Origin of the sequence: Bacillus methanolicus PB1 (genome assembly GCF_000262755.1) — a bacterium.
Taxonomy (GTDB): Bacteria; Bacillota; Bacilli; order Bacillales; family Cytobacillaceae; genus Bacillus_Z; species Bacillus_Z methanolicus.
The window spans coordinates 674,047-688,716 of the sequence record NZ_AFEU01000001.1; the positions used below are offsets into that span (position 1 = coordinate 674,047).

17 protein-coding genes and 2 pseudogenes are annotated in these 14,670 nt (G+C 38.7%); 8 read left to right on the top strand and 11 right to left on the bottom strand.

The window, feature by feature from the left end; genetic code table 11:
- Positions 1-82: 82 nt before the first annotated feature.
- From hemE to PB1_RS03130, 3 genes are all read right to left on the bottom strand, one after another.
- Complete coding sequence (hemE, locus tag PB1_RS03120) at positions 83-1,129, bottom strand: uroporphyrinogen decarboxylase (protein WP_003350709.1); 1,047 nt, start codon at positions 1,127-1,129, stop codon at positions 83-85.
- Between the two features lie 275 nt (positions 1,130-1,404).
- Positions 1,405-2,097: an LrgB family protein gene (locus PB1_RS03125; protein ID WP_003350711.1), complete on the bottom strand. Its 693-nt coding sequence runs from the start codon at positions 2,095-2,097 to the stop codon at positions 1,405-1,407.
- Positions 2,094-2,456: a CidA/LrgA family protein gene (locus PB1_RS03130; protein WP_003350712.1), complete on the bottom strand. Its 363-nt coding sequence runs from the start codon at positions 2,454-2,456 to the stop codon at positions 2,094-2,096. The genes PB1_RS03125 and PB1_RS03130 overlap by 4 nt, the downstream gene beginning before the upstream one ends.
- Positions 2,457-2,757: 301 nt before the next feature.
- On the opposite strand from PB1_RS03130, the gene PB1_RS03135 reads away from it, so the two are divergent.
- The 3 genes and pseudogenes from PB1_RS03135 to PB1_RS03140 all read left to right on the top strand — a co-directional run bounded on the left by PB1_RS03135 (position 2,758) and on the right by PB1_RS03140 (position 4,771).
- On the top strand, positions 2,758-3,264 hold the full coding sequence (locus PB1_RS03135) for an antibiotic biosynthesis monooxygenase family protein (RefSeq protein WP_003350714.1): 507 nt from the start codon (positions 2,758-2,760) through the stop codon (positions 3,262-3,264).
- A 75-nt stretch (positions 3,265-3,339) separates the two neighbouring features.
- Positions 3,340-3,420: pseudogene (locus tag PB1_RS17990) on the top strand (MFS transporter); the annotation flags it as partial.
- A gap of 139 nt (positions 3,421-3,559) precedes the next feature.
- Positions 3,560-4,771, top strand: coding sequence for a M20 family metallopeptidase (locus PB1_RS03140; RefSeq protein ID WP_003350715.1), 1,212 nt, complete (start codon positions 3,560-3,562; stop codon positions 4,769-4,771).
- Positions 4,772-4,788: 17 nt separating this feature from the next.
- Here PB1_RS03140 and PB1_RS03145 read toward each other — a convergent pair.
- Positions 4,789-4,962 (bottom strand): annotated as a pseudogene (locus PB1_RS03145) (EcsC family protein); the annotation flags it as partial.
- Positions 4,963-5,427: 465 nt separating this feature from the next.
- Here PB1_RS03145 and tnpA point away from each other — a divergent pair.
- From tnpA to tnpC, 3 genes are all read left to right on the top strand, one after another.
- Positions 5,428-5,754 (top strand): IS66 family insertion sequence element accessory protein TnpA, encoded by a 327-nt coding sequence (tnpA, locus tag PB1_RS03150; RefSeq protein WP_003350562.1) that lies wholly within the window; start codon positions 5,428-5,430, stop codon positions 5,752-5,754.
- Positions 5,755-5,762: 8 nt separating this feature from the next.
- Positions 5,763-6,104 (top strand): IS66 family insertion sequence element accessory protein TnpB, encoded by a 342-nt coding sequence (gene tnpB / locus PB1_RS03155; protein WP_274413072.1) that lies wholly within the window; start codon positions 5,763-5,765, stop codon positions 6,102-6,104.
- Positions 6,105-6,182: 78 nt separating this feature from the next.
- Positions 6,183-7,766 (top strand): IS66 family transposase, encoded by a 1,584-nt coding sequence (gene tnpC, locus PB1_RS03160; protein ID WP_003350560.1) that lies wholly within the window; start codon positions 6,183-6,185, stop codon positions 7,764-7,766.
- A gap of 277 nt (positions 7,767-8,043) precedes the next feature.
- On the opposite strand, the gene PB1_RS03165 is transcribed toward tnpC, so the two are convergent.
- The 7 genes from PB1_RS03165 to PB1_RS03185 form a co-directional block, all read right to left on the bottom strand.
- Positions 8,044-8,328 carry a hypothetical protein gene (locus PB1_RS03165; protein WP_003350719.1) on the bottom strand — a complete coding sequence of 95 codons (285 nt, stop codon included), beginning with the start codon at positions 8,326-8,328 and terminating at the stop codon, positions 8,044-8,046.
- 178 nt (positions 8,329-8,506) lie between these two features.
- On the bottom strand, positions 8,507-8,632 hold the full coding sequence (locus PB1_RS18490) for an aminoglycoside 6-adenylyltransferase (protein WP_081485599.1): 126 nt from the start codon (positions 8,630-8,632) through the stop codon (positions 8,507-8,509).
- Positions 8,610-9,209, bottom strand: a complete 600-nt coding sequence (locus PB1_RS03170; RefSeq protein WP_003350721.1) for an aminoglycoside 6-adenylyltransferase — start codon at positions 9,207-9,209, stop codon at positions 8,610-8,612. Before PB1_RS03170 ends, PB1_RS18490 begins: the two co-directional genes overlap by 23 nt.
- Positions 9,210-9,297: 88 nt before the next feature.
- Positions 9,298-9,372, bottom strand: coding sequence for a hypothetical protein (locus PB1_RS18495; protein ID WP_420796288.1), 75 nt, complete (start codon positions 9,370-9,372; stop codon positions 9,298-9,300).
- An 87-nt stretch (positions 9,373-9,459) separates the two neighbouring features.
- Complete coding sequence (locus tag PB1_RS03175) at positions 9,460-10,182, bottom strand: EcsC family protein (protein ID WP_003350724.1); 723 nt, start codon at positions 10,180-10,182, stop codon at positions 9,460-9,462.
- A 101-nt stretch (positions 10,183-10,283) separates the two neighbouring features.
- Complete coding sequence (locus PB1_RS03180; RefSeq protein WP_003350725.1) at positions 10,284-11,495, bottom strand: ABC transporter permease; 1,212 nt, start codon at positions 11,493-11,495, stop codon at positions 10,284-10,286.
- Positions 11,488-12,228: an ABC transporter ATP-binding protein gene (locus PB1_RS03185; RefSeq protein WP_003350726.1), complete on the bottom strand. Its 741-nt coding sequence runs from the start codon at positions 12,226-12,228 to the stop codon at positions 11,488-11,490. The genes PB1_RS03180 and PB1_RS03185 overlap by 8 nt, the downstream gene beginning before the upstream one ends.
- A gap of 616 nt (positions 12,229-12,844) precedes the next feature.
- Between PB1_RS03185 and PB1_RS03190 the strand changes: the two genes are divergently transcribed.
- Both PB1_RS03190 and serC read left to right on the top strand, forming a co-directional pair.
- Positions 12,845-13,264: an HIT family protein gene (locus tag PB1_RS03190; RefSeq protein WP_003350727.1), complete on the top strand. Its 420-nt coding sequence runs from the start codon at positions 12,845-12,847 to the stop codon at positions 13,262-13,264.
- Positions 13,265-13,512: 248 nt separating this feature from the next.
- On the top strand, positions 13,513-14,595 hold the full coding sequence (serC, locus tag PB1_RS03195; RefSeq protein ID WP_003350728.1) for a 3-phosphoserine/phosphohydroxythreonine transaminase: 1,083 nt from the start codon (positions 13,513-13,515) through the stop codon (positions 14,593-14,595).
- Positions 14,596-14,670: the final 75 nt, after the last annotated feature.

Sequence of the window (14,670 nt, forward strand, 5' to 3'; positions counted from 1 at the left end):
TTGTCAGCACCTTTTCTTACGAATCTTTAAATATCTATTTTCCTAAAAAGCAATTATCAACTGCAACATAAGAAAGAGGCATTTAATTTCCCAATTTCGTTCTTGAGTATTCATGTATAAACGCAGTCAGACGTTTAAGGGTTTCAGGGTTGACCGATGGGAAAACACCGTGTCCCAAATTAAAAATATAGCCAGTCTGCATCATACCCTGATCTAAAATCTCTTTCGCCCTTTCTTCGATTACTTCCCATGGAGCTAAAAGAACTGCAGGGTCTAAATTACCTTGAATTGTCTTCGTGATTCCCATTTCCCGTGCGTTATTGATAGGCAAGCGCCAGTCCAGGCCAACAACATCAAGGGGAAGGTCGTTCCATTCCATTGCCAGGTGGCTCGCTCCAACCCCGAACATGATAAGAGGAATATTTTCTTGTCTTAACGCAGAAAAAATCCTGTTCATGACAGGTTTAATAAAATGGCGGTAGTCCTCCGCATTTAAAGCTCCCACCCAGGAATCAAAAATCTGGATCGCTTTTGCTCCTGCTTTAACTTGGGATTTTACGTATACAATTGTCATTTCTCCCAGCTTGTCCATTAAAGCAAACCAGCTTTTAGGCTCTGCATACATGAACGCTTTTGTTTTGTTATAGTTTTTGGATGGTCCGCCTTCAATCATATAACTGGCAAGTGTAAATGGAGCACCTGCAAAACCAATCAACGGAACGGACAATTGCTCTTGTGTTAAAATCTTAATCGTTTCAAGAACGTACGGAACATCTTCTTCCGGATTGATTTCACCAAGTTTCTCAACATCAGCAAGAGATTTAATTGGATTTGAAATAACCGGGCCAATGCCTGATTTGATTTCTACATCGACTCCAATAGCAGGAAGCGGTGTCATAATATCTTTATATAAAATAGCAGCATCGACATCATACTGTTCAACAGGAAGCCTTGTGACATATGCACATAATTCGGGCTGATGCGTGATTTCAAATAATGAATACTTTTCTTTTAAAGCCCTATATTCAGGCTGGGACCGGCCTGCCTGCCGCATATACCAAACAGGTACATAATCAGTTTTTTCACCTCTCGCTGCTCGTATGAATGTATCGTTAAAATGATTCGCCATCAGGGAAATCCACCTTTCAAAAAGTGTCAGTCAATATATTGTAATATATAATGGGCGGAATAAAAAATTTTTTAAAAATCGTTCAAATAATGGACTGTTTTCACTATAGCCTTTTCTACTATGTTTGTATAGATAACATAAGAAAATGTCAATAATTTGACGATTTTCGCACCCGGTTATTTTATGAAATAAAATAAAGATAATGGGAGACACAAATAGCAAAGGGTCAGACCCCTCCAATACAACAGGGGGTCTGACCCTATTTTGCATTTTTTTTAAATCAAAATTGACAAGAATGGTATTATTAACGAGATAAAAACTGCAGATGCCGTCATACCTACACTCCCTATCGCTCCAGCTTCCTCTCCCCATTCAAATGACTTGTTTACTCCGAGTGCTTGAGCGCATGCACCCATCGTCAAACCTTTTGCAAATTTACTATTAATGTTGAGCCGCTCTAAAAACCCGGGACCAAAAATGAGGGAAAAAAGAGCTGAGACTAAAACGAATAACACCGTTAAAGACGGAATTCCCCCTAGCGATTCTGAAACAGACAAAGCAACTGGCAAGGTAGCGGATTTTGGGATAAGGGATGCAACAACTTCTGCCTTCAATCCGAAAATTTTAGCAAATAACCAGACAAACAACATTCCGAGCATGCTTCCTACCATAATGCTTACAAATATTTTTCGGAAATATTTTTTTAAGAGAGGCCAATGTAAGTAAAGCGGAACAGCCATCGATACGACTGCAGTTCCTTGAAGAAGTGAAAACAAACCAGTACCGTTTAAATACTTTTCATAATCAACCTTCACTAAAGCCATCAGCAAGATAAGCAAAATGGTGGCTGAGTACAAAGGGTTTAACCAAAACATATTAAACTTCTTAAATAGTTTTAGACTTAGCACATAGCCCAGCCACGTAATAAATGTGCTGAAAAATGTATATCCGACATTTGAGGCGATCATTTTTCTTCCTCCTTAAAAAACTTTTCATAAATTTCAGCTGTATACCCGATTCCAACCAATCCAATCAGGCTGCTGATAATTAAAACAACAATAAGTTTCCAGCTTTGACCTTGAAGGATTCTCAAGCTAAAGAAAATTCCGATAATCGGCGGAATAAATAACAAGACCATATGTTTTAAATGAAGATTAGCGACGTCAGAAACCCAATTCATTTTTATAAGTCCACTGCTGAGTACGATTAGAAGGAGAACCATCCCAATAATGCTTCCGGGAACAGACAAATGAAAAAAGTTGGTGATTGAATTTCCGATAAGGAGTAAGGCCAGAATGATGAAAAACTGTAACATCAATCGAAACAATCCATCTCACCGCCCTGTTTGGTTGTATAAGATCCTCTGTATCTTTAGTGTATAAAACATCAGCAAGTTAATCTTAATTTATGTAAAGAAATCTCACATACATTTTGTTATTATCAAATAATTCATGTTAGATAAACTTACAAAATGGGAGAATAAGTGATTTTAGCGACGTTGAACGGTTGAGCGAATCGGAGAAACGATGGAAGAATGGATGTGATCATTACATGATAAAAAAGTTTGATTTATGTGTCATAAATGTATAATGAAAGAACATGAACATCATTCAAAGAGGTGATAATAATTGAACCTATACATTACGTCTGGAACATATGATTATTTAAAAGCTCTGAAAGAAAAACATTCATTTGAAAATATCATTCTTATGCAAAATCCGGAGAATTCCTTACTCATTCATGAAACTGAAGGTAAAAGTGTATTCAAAGAACCACGCAAATATGAAATCATTGATTCATCCGGCACTTTTGAAAATGCAGGTTTTGCCGTTTTAAATCATATCCCTGTCACCGATGAAGGCAGGCCGGTATTTGAGTACCGTTTTAATAACAGACAGAGAAAGATTGAAAACCAGCCGGGATTTGAGGCCATTCGGGTTTTGCGACCTTTGACTTCCAATACGTATATCATTCTGACTCTTTGGGAAAATGAACAAGGATTTGAAAGATGGCAAAAATCAAAGGATTTTAAAAAAGCCCATGAAAAGAAAGAAACAAATGTCGGAGTGGAAAAGCAGAAAATATTTTCCGGTTCTTCTTATGTTACGAAATATGTCATCCCTAAGGAAGATTAAAAAAACTGACAGGTACAATACAACTAAGAAAATTTACAAGGGAGGAGATCTGTATAGATCCCTCCCTTATAATCTGTGGACCCATTTGAACTGGAAAGAAGAATCCTATTGCCAGTAACGATTGGTTTAATTGTTACAACCATTATTACATTGTTTGGATTTTTTCTGGCAATAAACAAGACTGCCCCCGGTCACCTGGTTGGCAGTCTTGTAAATAATGTTTCTCTTTATTAGATTAAAGAATGTTATAATTATCAAAAAAAGCACTGTTTTTGAATCATAGGAGGAATTCCTAATGAAAGAAAAATTATATGGAAAATTGGAAAGTTCTTATGAAGAAATGGTTTCCATTCGAAGATATCTGCACCAGCATCCTGAATTATCTTTTCAAGAAAAAAATACCGCCCGCTACATAAAATCTTATTATGAAAAGCTCGGAATTGAAGTGAGAGGGAACGTCGGCGGGAACGGGGTTGTTGCGAAAATAAATGGCGGAAAGCCGGGTAAAACCGTTGCCCTGAGAGCTGATTTTGATGCCCTGCCAATTCAGGATGAAAAAGATGTTCCGTATAAATCACTCGTTCCCGGTGTTATGCACGCTTGCGGCCATGACGGGCATACAGCGACTCTCCTTGTGTTGGCAAAGTGCCTTCATGAAATGAGGGAAGAATTAGAAGGAAATTATGTAATGATTCATCAGCATGCCGAAGAATATGCGCCAGGCGGAGCAATCACGATGATTGAAGATGGCTGCCTGGAAGGTGTAGACGTTATTTTTGGCTCCCATTTGTGGGCAACTGAACCGACCGGAACAATTCAATACCGGGTTGGCCCTATTATGGCAGCTGCAGACCGGTTTGAAATCATCATTCAGGGCCAAGGAGGGCATGGAGCGCAACCGCATAAAACGAAGGATGCGATCGTTACAGCTTCACATCTGGTCATCAATCTGCAACAAATTGTCAGCCGCAAGGTGAATCCGATCGACTCTGCTGTCGTAACTGTCGGGTCGTTTGTTGCTGAAAATGCTTTTAACGTCATCGCAGATAAAGCGAAATTAATCGGAACGGTACGAACATTTAATAACGAAGTTCGGAGCTTTATTGAAGCGGAAATTGAAAGAGTCGTAAAAGGAACGTGCTATACTTCTGACAGTTCATATGAGTATACTTACGAACGAGGCTACCCGGCCGTGGTCAACCATCCGGAAGAAACTCAATTCCTGATTGATTGTGCGAAACAGGTCCCTGAAGTCAAGAAAATTACGGAAACGGAGCCGCATATGGGCGGTGAAGATTTCGCCTATTATCTTCAGCATGTAAAGGGAACGTTCTTTTTCACAGGTGCCAAACCGTCGAATGCGAAAGAGACATACCCGCACCACCATCCGAAGTTTGATTTTGATGAAAAAGCCATGCTCATTGCAGCGAAAACATTGGGAACAGCTGCAATTAATTACCAATCAAAACAATCAAACAGTGAACCCGCAACCGCAAAAATGGTCTAGTAATAAACGCCTCCGTACTAATAAGCCGGGGGCGTTTTTAATAATCGCAGCCGGTAGGCATTCATGGCCATTTCACCTAAATGATCAAGCAAATTGTAATTGGCAAAAGCCCCTACGACTGCTCCAACCCCGGGAACAGGCTGAAGCATTTTCACAAAATCAATATAATCCCGGTATTTCTGCTGGAACTCGCAGAAATAGACATACCTTCGACTTCTATTAAATGATATATAATTTACTTCAGGCATTGCTAGCATCCTTTCTTGTCCTCCCTCTGTTAAGTACTGCTCAAACTCAACAGTAGGGGTTATTGGATAAGCTGGCAAGCCTTTTTTTATGCAGTATAGTTCTGCACAAATATCCTGCAAAACTATGTACTTTTATTTTGCAATAAACAATATTGCGCACGATTATTTTTGAACGTCCCTACTACATCGACGGTTCCCTTATACGCTTTTGGTGTAGAAGAAGCATCGGAAAGTTCCAATGTCACTTTATGTCCTGCGATTTCATAGATAAATAGTTTCGTTTGTTGATTTAGTTTTGGCTTTTTTGGAAATTTGACTTTAAACGTAACCGTAAAATAGTACCCACCTATTAACCAAGATGATACTATGAGATAATCTCTTCAAATCAATATTTGAGGAGGTTTTTTGATGTCTCGAGCGGAATTGCGAAAAGAATGGGAACTTCGTATCGATAAGTTTAGGGCAAGTGGACAGACCCAATCCAAATGGTGTGCTGACAATAATGTAAAGCTCCATCAATTAAAATATTGGCTTAAAAAAATTGAAAACACAAATCGGATCTCAGCACCATCACCTAAATGGGTATCAATCACAATGAATGAACAAGATGCCGAATCAAAAAACACTTCATTATCCTTACAGATTAATATAGGGCAAGCATCCATAGAGGTTAAACCTGGCTTCGACCCATCTTTCCTTGCGGATGTCGTCCGGACCTTAAGATCGCTGTGTTGAACGAAGCAATGATCGTGCATGTTTACCTCGCCCGAGGGAGCACAGATTTGCGCAAGTCCATTGATGGCCTGGCTGCGTTGGTGAAAGAGTCGTTTGATCTGGACCCCTTTTCGTCTAGCTATTTTGTCTTCTGTAACCGTAATCGGGATAAATTGAAAATTCTTCATTGGGAGCACAACGGATTTTGGCTCTATTATAGACGTTTAGAACGCGGAAAATTTCAATGGCCAACGGATGAAAGTGATGCACCGTTAAAAATAAGCCGCCGGCAGTTCCGTTGGTTGCTTGATGGACTTCCACTTGATCAACGCCAGGCTCATCCTGAAGTTATCGCAAGGACAGTCATATGAAATCATATTTTTTCATTTTTTTATTTAAAACTCCAATTTTTAAAAGGGACTGATCATAATTTGTCGAATAGATAAAGTATGAAAAAGACAACGAAAACACTCACCCAACCAACTGAAAATCTTCAAAAACGATGTGAATCCCTTGAAAAGCAAGTCGCTGAACTGACTGCGAAGTTAAAATGGTATGAGGAACAGTTTCGCCTCAGCCAAAAAAGACGATTCGGCTCTTCAAGTGAAAAAACACATTCCGATCAACTAGAGCTTTCGCTCTTTAATGAAGCAGAGGTAGAAGCAGCCTCCAATTTAGAGGAACCTGCTTCTGAAACCATTACCTACCGTCGTCGTAAAAAACGCGGCCAACGTGAAACGATGCTAGAAGACCTGCCTACGGAAACGGTTGAATACCGCCTTTCCGCAGAAGAGCAGGTCTGTTCGTGTTGCGGTGGATCTTTACATGAAATGAGCACGGAAGTGCGTCAAGAAATCAAAGTCATTCCAGCTGAAGTAAAAGTGGTTAAGCATGTCCGTTATGTCTACGCCTGCCGCCGTTGTGAACGTGAGGAGATCCATACCCCGATTGTGACAGCGTCTATACCGGCACCTGTCTATCCGGGCAGTTTAGCTTCTCCTTCAAGTATGGCGTATGTGATGAGCCAAAAATATGTGGAAGGGCTGCCTCTTTATCGCCAGGAAAAGCAGTTTGAGCGATTTGGGTTTACATTATCCCGGCAGACGATGGCGAACTGGATGATCTATGGCGCAGATCAGTGGTTACGTTTGATTTATGATCGGATGAAGGATCATTTACTCAAGCAGGAGATTCTCCATGCGGATGAAACCACTTTACAGGTACTTCATGAACCGGGTCGAAAGGCAACATCCACTTCTTATATGTGGCTTTATCGTACAGGAAGAGAAGGTCCGCCGATTACTCTTTATGAATACCAACAGACACGAGGAAAGGAACATCCTCGTAAGTTTCTGAATGGTTTCAAGGGCTACCTTCATGTGGATGGCTACTCCGGTTATCAAGGGCTGCCTCATGTGACCCTGGTAGGTTGTTGGGCACATGCAAGGCGTAAGTTTGATGAAGCCTTAAAGGCTCTTCCGGCTTCAAAGCAGTCGGCTCCGGTAGCTGCCAAGGAAGGACTCCATTTCTGTAACCAACTTTTTGCGATTGAGCGTGAATTAAAGGATTCAACTCCTGAAGAACGCTATAATAGTCGTTTGGAACGCAGCCAGCCAGTACTGGAGGCTTTTTCAGCATGGCTTAAAACTCAAAGGTCAAAAGTCCTTCCAAAAAGCGCCCTTGGCCAGGCAATCCAATATTGCCTGAACCAATGGGATAAATTAGTGGGCTTTTTAAAAGATGGTCGGTTAGAAATCGATAATAACCGTAGCGAACGTTCGATCAAGCCATTTGTCATTGGCCGCAAAAATTGGTTGTTTGCCAACACCACACGGGGCGCTCAAGCCAGTGCAACAATATACAGTATTATTGAGACAGCTAAAGAGAATAACTTAAATCCATTTGCCTATCTCACCTATCTTTTTGAGAAACTACCAAACATGGAAACCCAAGATAAAGATGCCTTGGATCAATTAATGCCTTGGTCATCAACGATCCCATTAGTTTGTCGTGTGTTTAAAAAGAATACTTAAATCATAACTAAATCCCCATCTACTGTAGGTGGGGATTATTTGACGCTTACCTTTAAACTGGTTTGCTTTATTTTCCAATTCATGTTGTTGGTTTTCCACAAGTGTATTATTAATGTCGACCCATTGATTATTTTGTTTGAAGTGAATCGGTTCAGGGAACACTTCCGCTGTATACGTTCCATCAGAATTTTCGTATACCTTTGCCGTCTCCGTTCGAAGAGATTTTACTTCCTTTTCTTTCGGATAAGGATCAGACGAAGAGATTGGCTCCTTGTCTTTATTCGTAGAGGATGCAGGTCTTTTCAGGGGTCTCGGCAGGGGTAGAAATAAAGGTATCCTCTGTCTGTTCAACCTTCGATGTGGTAGAACGATTGTCTGCATCATTTTCTGTCAAATTCGGTGTGACGATAGTATCCCTTTCTGTTATTTTTGCTTGAGGTGCATTTGCAGATGAAGGGGTGTTTTCCTCTGCTTCCGCAAAAGGAGCGAGGGTAGAAAAAATCATAGTAAATAAAAGGAAGTAAGAAATGAATAAATAGAATTTGAATTTTCTCTTCCTCATAAAATTTCACCTTTCTGGATGGTATAATAAAATAGATTCAAAAAAATGAGCCATTAAAATATTCCCTTCATTCCTCCTTCCAGTTCTACCTATATACAGTTGTATTTCATATATTTGTATTATATATCCTTTTATAATTTCAGTAATAGTCAATAAATTTTTCCAATTATCAAGGAAATTACTCAAGCTCTTTCCAAGTTTTCTCATCTAAATATCTTTTAAACCATCTACCACATTTATTCGGATTTAATTTCCAATCGTGTTGTACTCCTAAATACCATTCAATTACTTTTTGTAAAAAAATAAAATCGTATTACGTTATCTAACATGAACTTAAAGAAAAATAACTCATCACGCCAAAGACTCTTTGCTACATAAGTTGTATCCCACCAAAAATCATTAATAATTTCAATGTATTCTTCTTCAGTTGGTTTTTTTATAAAATAGGCTGAATACGTCGGTGGTTTTATATTTATTGTGAGGTTATCTTTATCAAGTAAAACCAAATATCCATTATCATATTCCGGAGGTAATTGTTGTTGATTTGCAAGTTTCTTCGCTGACTCAATCGTTGAAATTTGAAAATCAATTTTTGTACCATCTTCATAAAGAACAAGGCGTGTAACCCAATTATTATTTTCTACTGCTTTCAATGGCACACATGTTATTATTGTACCAAATTCCTCCATCCATTTATCACTTTGTAAAAAGGGTTGTAAGTCTTTTACGAAGAGTTCAACGTCATAATCAGTAAACACATCTGTAACTGCATTAGGATTTGTACGAGAACTTGTAAGAATTATTAGACGAATTTCATCATTTCTTTTTCCCCAGTCAATAAGCTGACCAAGTATTTCCTTTTCTTTATTTATGTCTACCACCTCTGCAGAATCACATTTTTATTTAAATAATGATTTTCATCAAGAACAAAGTCAGGAATCATCAATAAAGCAAAATTCTCTTGTTTAATCATTGCACCAGTTTCATTCTTCTTTGTAAAAAAAGACCAAAGATTTCTTCATAAAACCAATTAGATTTTTGCAAATCATCAACAAATAATTCTATACAACTTTATTGATGTATTATTGGTTTTAATTTATGTCCATATTTATGGAAATACTGAACTACCCTCTAATAACCCGGAGTCGTTTTTAACAATCGCAGCCGGTAGGCGTTCATGGCCACTTCACCTAAATGATCCAGCAAATTGTAATTGGTATATGCGCCTACGAATGCTCCAACCCCGGGAACAAGCTGCAGCATTTTCACAAAATCAATATAATCCCGGTATTCCTGTTGGAACTCGCGCCAATCCATGTCCGACAATTCCTTCTTCCGTTCTTCCCATTCTTCGATCACCTGTAATGTTTCCTGCTTTTTTTCATCACTTGAAAAAGCTAATTGAAAGACATGCAAGAGAAATAAGCGCTCTTCATAATGACTGGTGTCAAACCCATAAATTGAAGCAGCATCGAATAAAAATTTCATTTTAATTGACAACAATAGCGGAAAATCAGCCAACCCAAGAAAAATGCCGCCCGCACCCGTTCCGGCCCCTTCGATTGCTGCTGTTTTCCTGTAAACGTCTAATTTCTTTCTTAGAAGCTGATCTTTTTCAGGCAGGGACAATCCTACAGCCTGCTGTTTTTTTGTCATGAGATGAGAACCTGTTAATGTTGCTTTTACCATATTTTTAATCGCATCGGTCATTATTTGGTGCGCTTTCTCAGGTATCAACTCATTTACTTTGTTCTGGGCTTTTTTTGAAATACGGTTCAATAAACCCGATTTCTTTTGCATTTTTCTCTTCCAATTTTCTACTTCTTCATATACTTTCATTTCATATTCATTCATGCAGACCCTTCCCTCTTTGTTTCACTTACTTTATATACGGACTATGTATTGATATGTTCCGAAAAAAATCCTTTCCCTAAACAAGGAAAGGAATTATTGTTTTAATTCTGCAAGCGTTTTTTGCTATATATGAAAACAAAGTAATAGGTGAAACTGATTCCCGCAGCAAGTGCAGCTAATGCCTCGGCCCATTCTCCCTTCAATAAAAGGATGAGAGAAAAGACCACACTCTGGATCAAGAGAATCATCAGCAGCAAGCGGTGAAAAGATTTCACCTTAAACTCGTCTTTCACAGGATATAAATTCACCCATAATATTTTTTGGTGGTGATTCCATAACGGCAGGAGCTGAAATCCTGTTAAATATAAAAACAGCAAGACAATCACGATCTGTCCGAACCCAAATGAAATTAAGTACAATCCAACTGCACCGATAAGAGTCAAACGGATGAACAGACCAAAGTAATCTCCTGCTCGAAAGAACGTCCTAACATAGAGATGGGTAAATGTCTTCGAATGTTGGAATTCAACCCGGTTGACCATCCAATCCAGCCATTTCCGTCTCTTAACACGGTCTTTCAACTTCGGAACATCCGTAAATAAATTGGCGATCCGGTAAAACGAAGTCATGCGCCTCTCTTCAAGATCGATTAAATATTCCCATTTTAACCCTTTGATTTTTGTTTGAGAGCGGAAGTATACATAAAGAATGCCCATAACCGCAAATATCAAAACGAGAAACAAATTGTTTGCATTTGAAAAAAGCAAAAACAAAAACACAGCATTGATGCAATATCGAATACATGAATCAATGAAATGAACATTCTTCTCCACATAATATTGAATGTGCCATCTCACGGCTAAATTCCAGCTTTTAACGATAACAAGCATCATCAAAAAATAAAAAAAGGTTTGAAACTGAGATTTATTTACTTGAACATACATTGGCATAAAAACAGCCAAAACGATAATAAGAAGATAAGCCTGGACAATAAAACTTGCGATAATAGAACGCTTAAAGTACCGGGATAGCTTATTCTCAAGAGGAAGAAGGAAAATCCCGTCCGCTTCCAGCAAAAAAGTATAAATAGGACTATACGTTAAAAAAATGGCAATAATAGCAGCCATCAGAAAAACTGCCGGAAAGTCAGGCGTTAACGTTTTTAACCATTCCTGATAATAATAGGCTGCCGTTCCAAGAAGAAAAAGAAAGACGACGACAAGATGGCCGTTCAAAATATAGCGAAGATATCGGCTTAACTCTTTGATTGTCCGAACAGCTCTTTCTTTCCAAAGCTTTTCTGCATTAAACATAGTCTTCTTCCTTTGTCAATTGTATATATAAGTCATCCAAAGTTGCTTCCGGCATTGAAAATTGATCGCGAAGTTCCTCAAGCGTCCCTTTTGCCCTAATCTTGCCTTCATGCAAAATAACAAATCGGTCGCAATATCTTTCCGCGGTAGCCAAAATATGAGTGGACATTAAAATACCCGCACCGCTTTCTTTCATCTTTTTCATTAAATCTAAAAGGGATTGAATTCCGAGCGGATCAAGTCCCACAAACGGTTCATCAACAATATACAAAGAAGGCTGAACTAAAAAAGCACACATAATCATTACTTTTTGCTTCATCCCTTTAGAAAAATGAGCCGGAAACCATTTGAGCCTTTTTTTCATGCGAAACACTTCTAATAAAGCTTCAATTCTGGTTTTGTATGTATGTTCATCTATTCCGTAAGCCATAGCAGTTATTTTCAAATGCTCTTCAAGTGTCAGTTCATCATATAAAATCGGCGCTTCCGGTACATATGCAAACTGTTTTCGGTATGCATCTTTATCGTGCACAAATGTGGAGCCATTGATCGTAATTTGTCCACTGTGAGGTTCCATCAGGCCGATAACATGCTTGATTGTCGTGCTTTTTCCTGCACCGTTCAGACCAATAAGACCAACGATTTCGCCTGAATGAACATCAAAAGAAATATCTTTTAACACAGGATTTTTCGTATAACCGCCTGTCACATTCATTATTTCTAATAAAGCCATTAAAACGCCTCCCAATTTTCTTCTTTCTATTTTAACAAATTGGGGATTAAATAAGTAGCAACGCCTTTTTTGCCCAAGAAAAAAATCATGCATAGCCCTCTTTATCTTGGACATTCTAAATATAGAAGGGGAAACAACAATGTTTGATGATGAATATCATCATACTTGAAATGAGGTGTCTGTTAAAGACAATATCATTCAAAAAAGCTTCAAATCGTTCCTAATCAAAGAATGGTTATGATGCACATAAGTTCTGATTAGCCATATTCGTTCAAAAACCGCTATGCGGCACCACATTATCGGAATGAGGTGTTTGTTAAAGATCGTCAACCGCTTTATACGTTGTGAAACATATAAAGAAAACAGGGGATGGTCACCTTGAACGAAAAAATCGAAGTAGACACTAATCATTTGTAAATGAGGTGTTTATCGCAGGCCAACTAAAGCTGACTAGATAGTGAACGAATAAAATGAAGCGTTTCTCCTTCACAACGGCAGGATTCCACACGAATCCTGCCTTATTTCTTTATCTGAGGTATGAAAATATGATAAAATACCAAGAAAAGGTAAGCATTCCAAACCTACATGGATAAAACGCAATGGAAGGATGTTGTATATGAGCGAATGTATTTTTTGCAAGATCGTCAATGGAGAAATTCCATCCGCAAAAGTTTATGAAAATGAGCATGTCCTAGCATTTCTTGACATTAGCCAGGTGACAGAAGGCCATACACTTGTGATACCTAAAATACATAAAGAAAATGTTTATGAACTTACTCCGGAAATTGCACGAAACTTGTTTGAAGTTGTTCCAGAAATTTCAAATGCAATAAAAAAAGCATATAACCCTGCTGGTATGAATTTAGTTAATAATAATGGCGAAACAGCCGGCCAAACCGTATTTCATTACCATATTCACATCATTCCCCGCTACGGAAAAGGCGATGGATTCGGTGCTGTCTGGAAAACCCATACAAGTGAATACACATCTGAAGATCTAAAGAAAATAGCGGAAAACATCGGCAAACATCTGTAATGCAATCACGAGGCTGTCTCAAAGCCTAAGGCTCAGACCCCATAACACAATATATAGGACAAATGTTGGATAAATGTGCTATATATTGATAAATGCACATGGGGTCAGACCCTTATGAGACAGCCTCTTTTTTTCTAAAAATCCAAATTTCCATCTGTTATTTTTCGAAATTTTTGATAGGATAGAAATATCTTTTTTCTTTAATCATCATAGCATTACCAAAATGATTTGATACGGAGGGTACATTAATGAATCGTGCATATAACTTTAATGCCGGGCCTGCTGCGCTCCCAGAGGCTGTATTGCAAAAAGCAGCAAGTGAATGGTTCAATTTTAATGGTACAGGCATGTCTGTAATGGAATTGAGCCATCGCAGCAAAGATTATGAAGAAGTTCACTTTGGAGCTGTTTCCCTTCTCCGAAAACTTATGCAAATACCTGATGATTATGCAGTCCTCTTGCTTCAGGGAGGAGCCAGTCTGCAATTTTCGATGGTGCCGATGAACCTGCTTCAACCTGGAAAAACGGGCTACTATGTGCTTACAGGATCCTGGTCTGAAAAAGCATTAAAAGAGGCCAAAAAAATAGGGCAAACTTCAATCCTTGCTTCAGGAAAAGAAAACAATTATAAAGCAATCCCCGTTATATCCGGAATACGGGTTCAAAGTGATGCCGCTTATGTCCATATCACAAGCAACGAAACAATACACGGCACGCAATGGCATCAATTCCCAAAAAACTTAGGTGCCCCTCTTGTTGCCGATATGTCAAGTGATATTTTGAGCAAACCGATTAACGTTCAAGATTTTGGCTTAATATATGCCGGAGCACAAAAGAACCTTGGGCCTTCCGGATTAACCGTTGTCATTATTAAAAAGGAATTGTTGTCCCGCGGCAAGGACGAGCTTCCTGCCATGTTACATTATCGAACCCATGCGGAAAATGATTCACTTTATAACACCCCTCCTACTCTTGCGATATACTTATTTAAGCTAGTGCTAGAATGGGCGGATTCTATTGGGGGTGTAGAGAAAATTTCTAAACTGAATCAAGAAAAGGCAAAAATATTGTATGACGTCATTGATAACAGCGACGGTTTTTATTTAGGCCATTCAGATCCCGAAAGCCGTTCACTTATGAATGTTACATTTCGGCTAAAATCAGATGAAATCACTGCGAGCTTCCTTGTACAAGCTAAGGAAAAAGGTTTTATCGGCTTAAACGGCCACCGTTCAATCGGCGGATGCCGGGCTTCCATCTATAATGCAGTCCCGCTTGAGCATGTTGCAAAACTGGCTGATTTTATGAGGAGCTTTAAATCTCAATATTAATGCTTCATTTGCAAAATAATGTATGATATAATTTTAAAAACCTTTTCGCTGCTTGCATATAGAGTACTGCAGGAA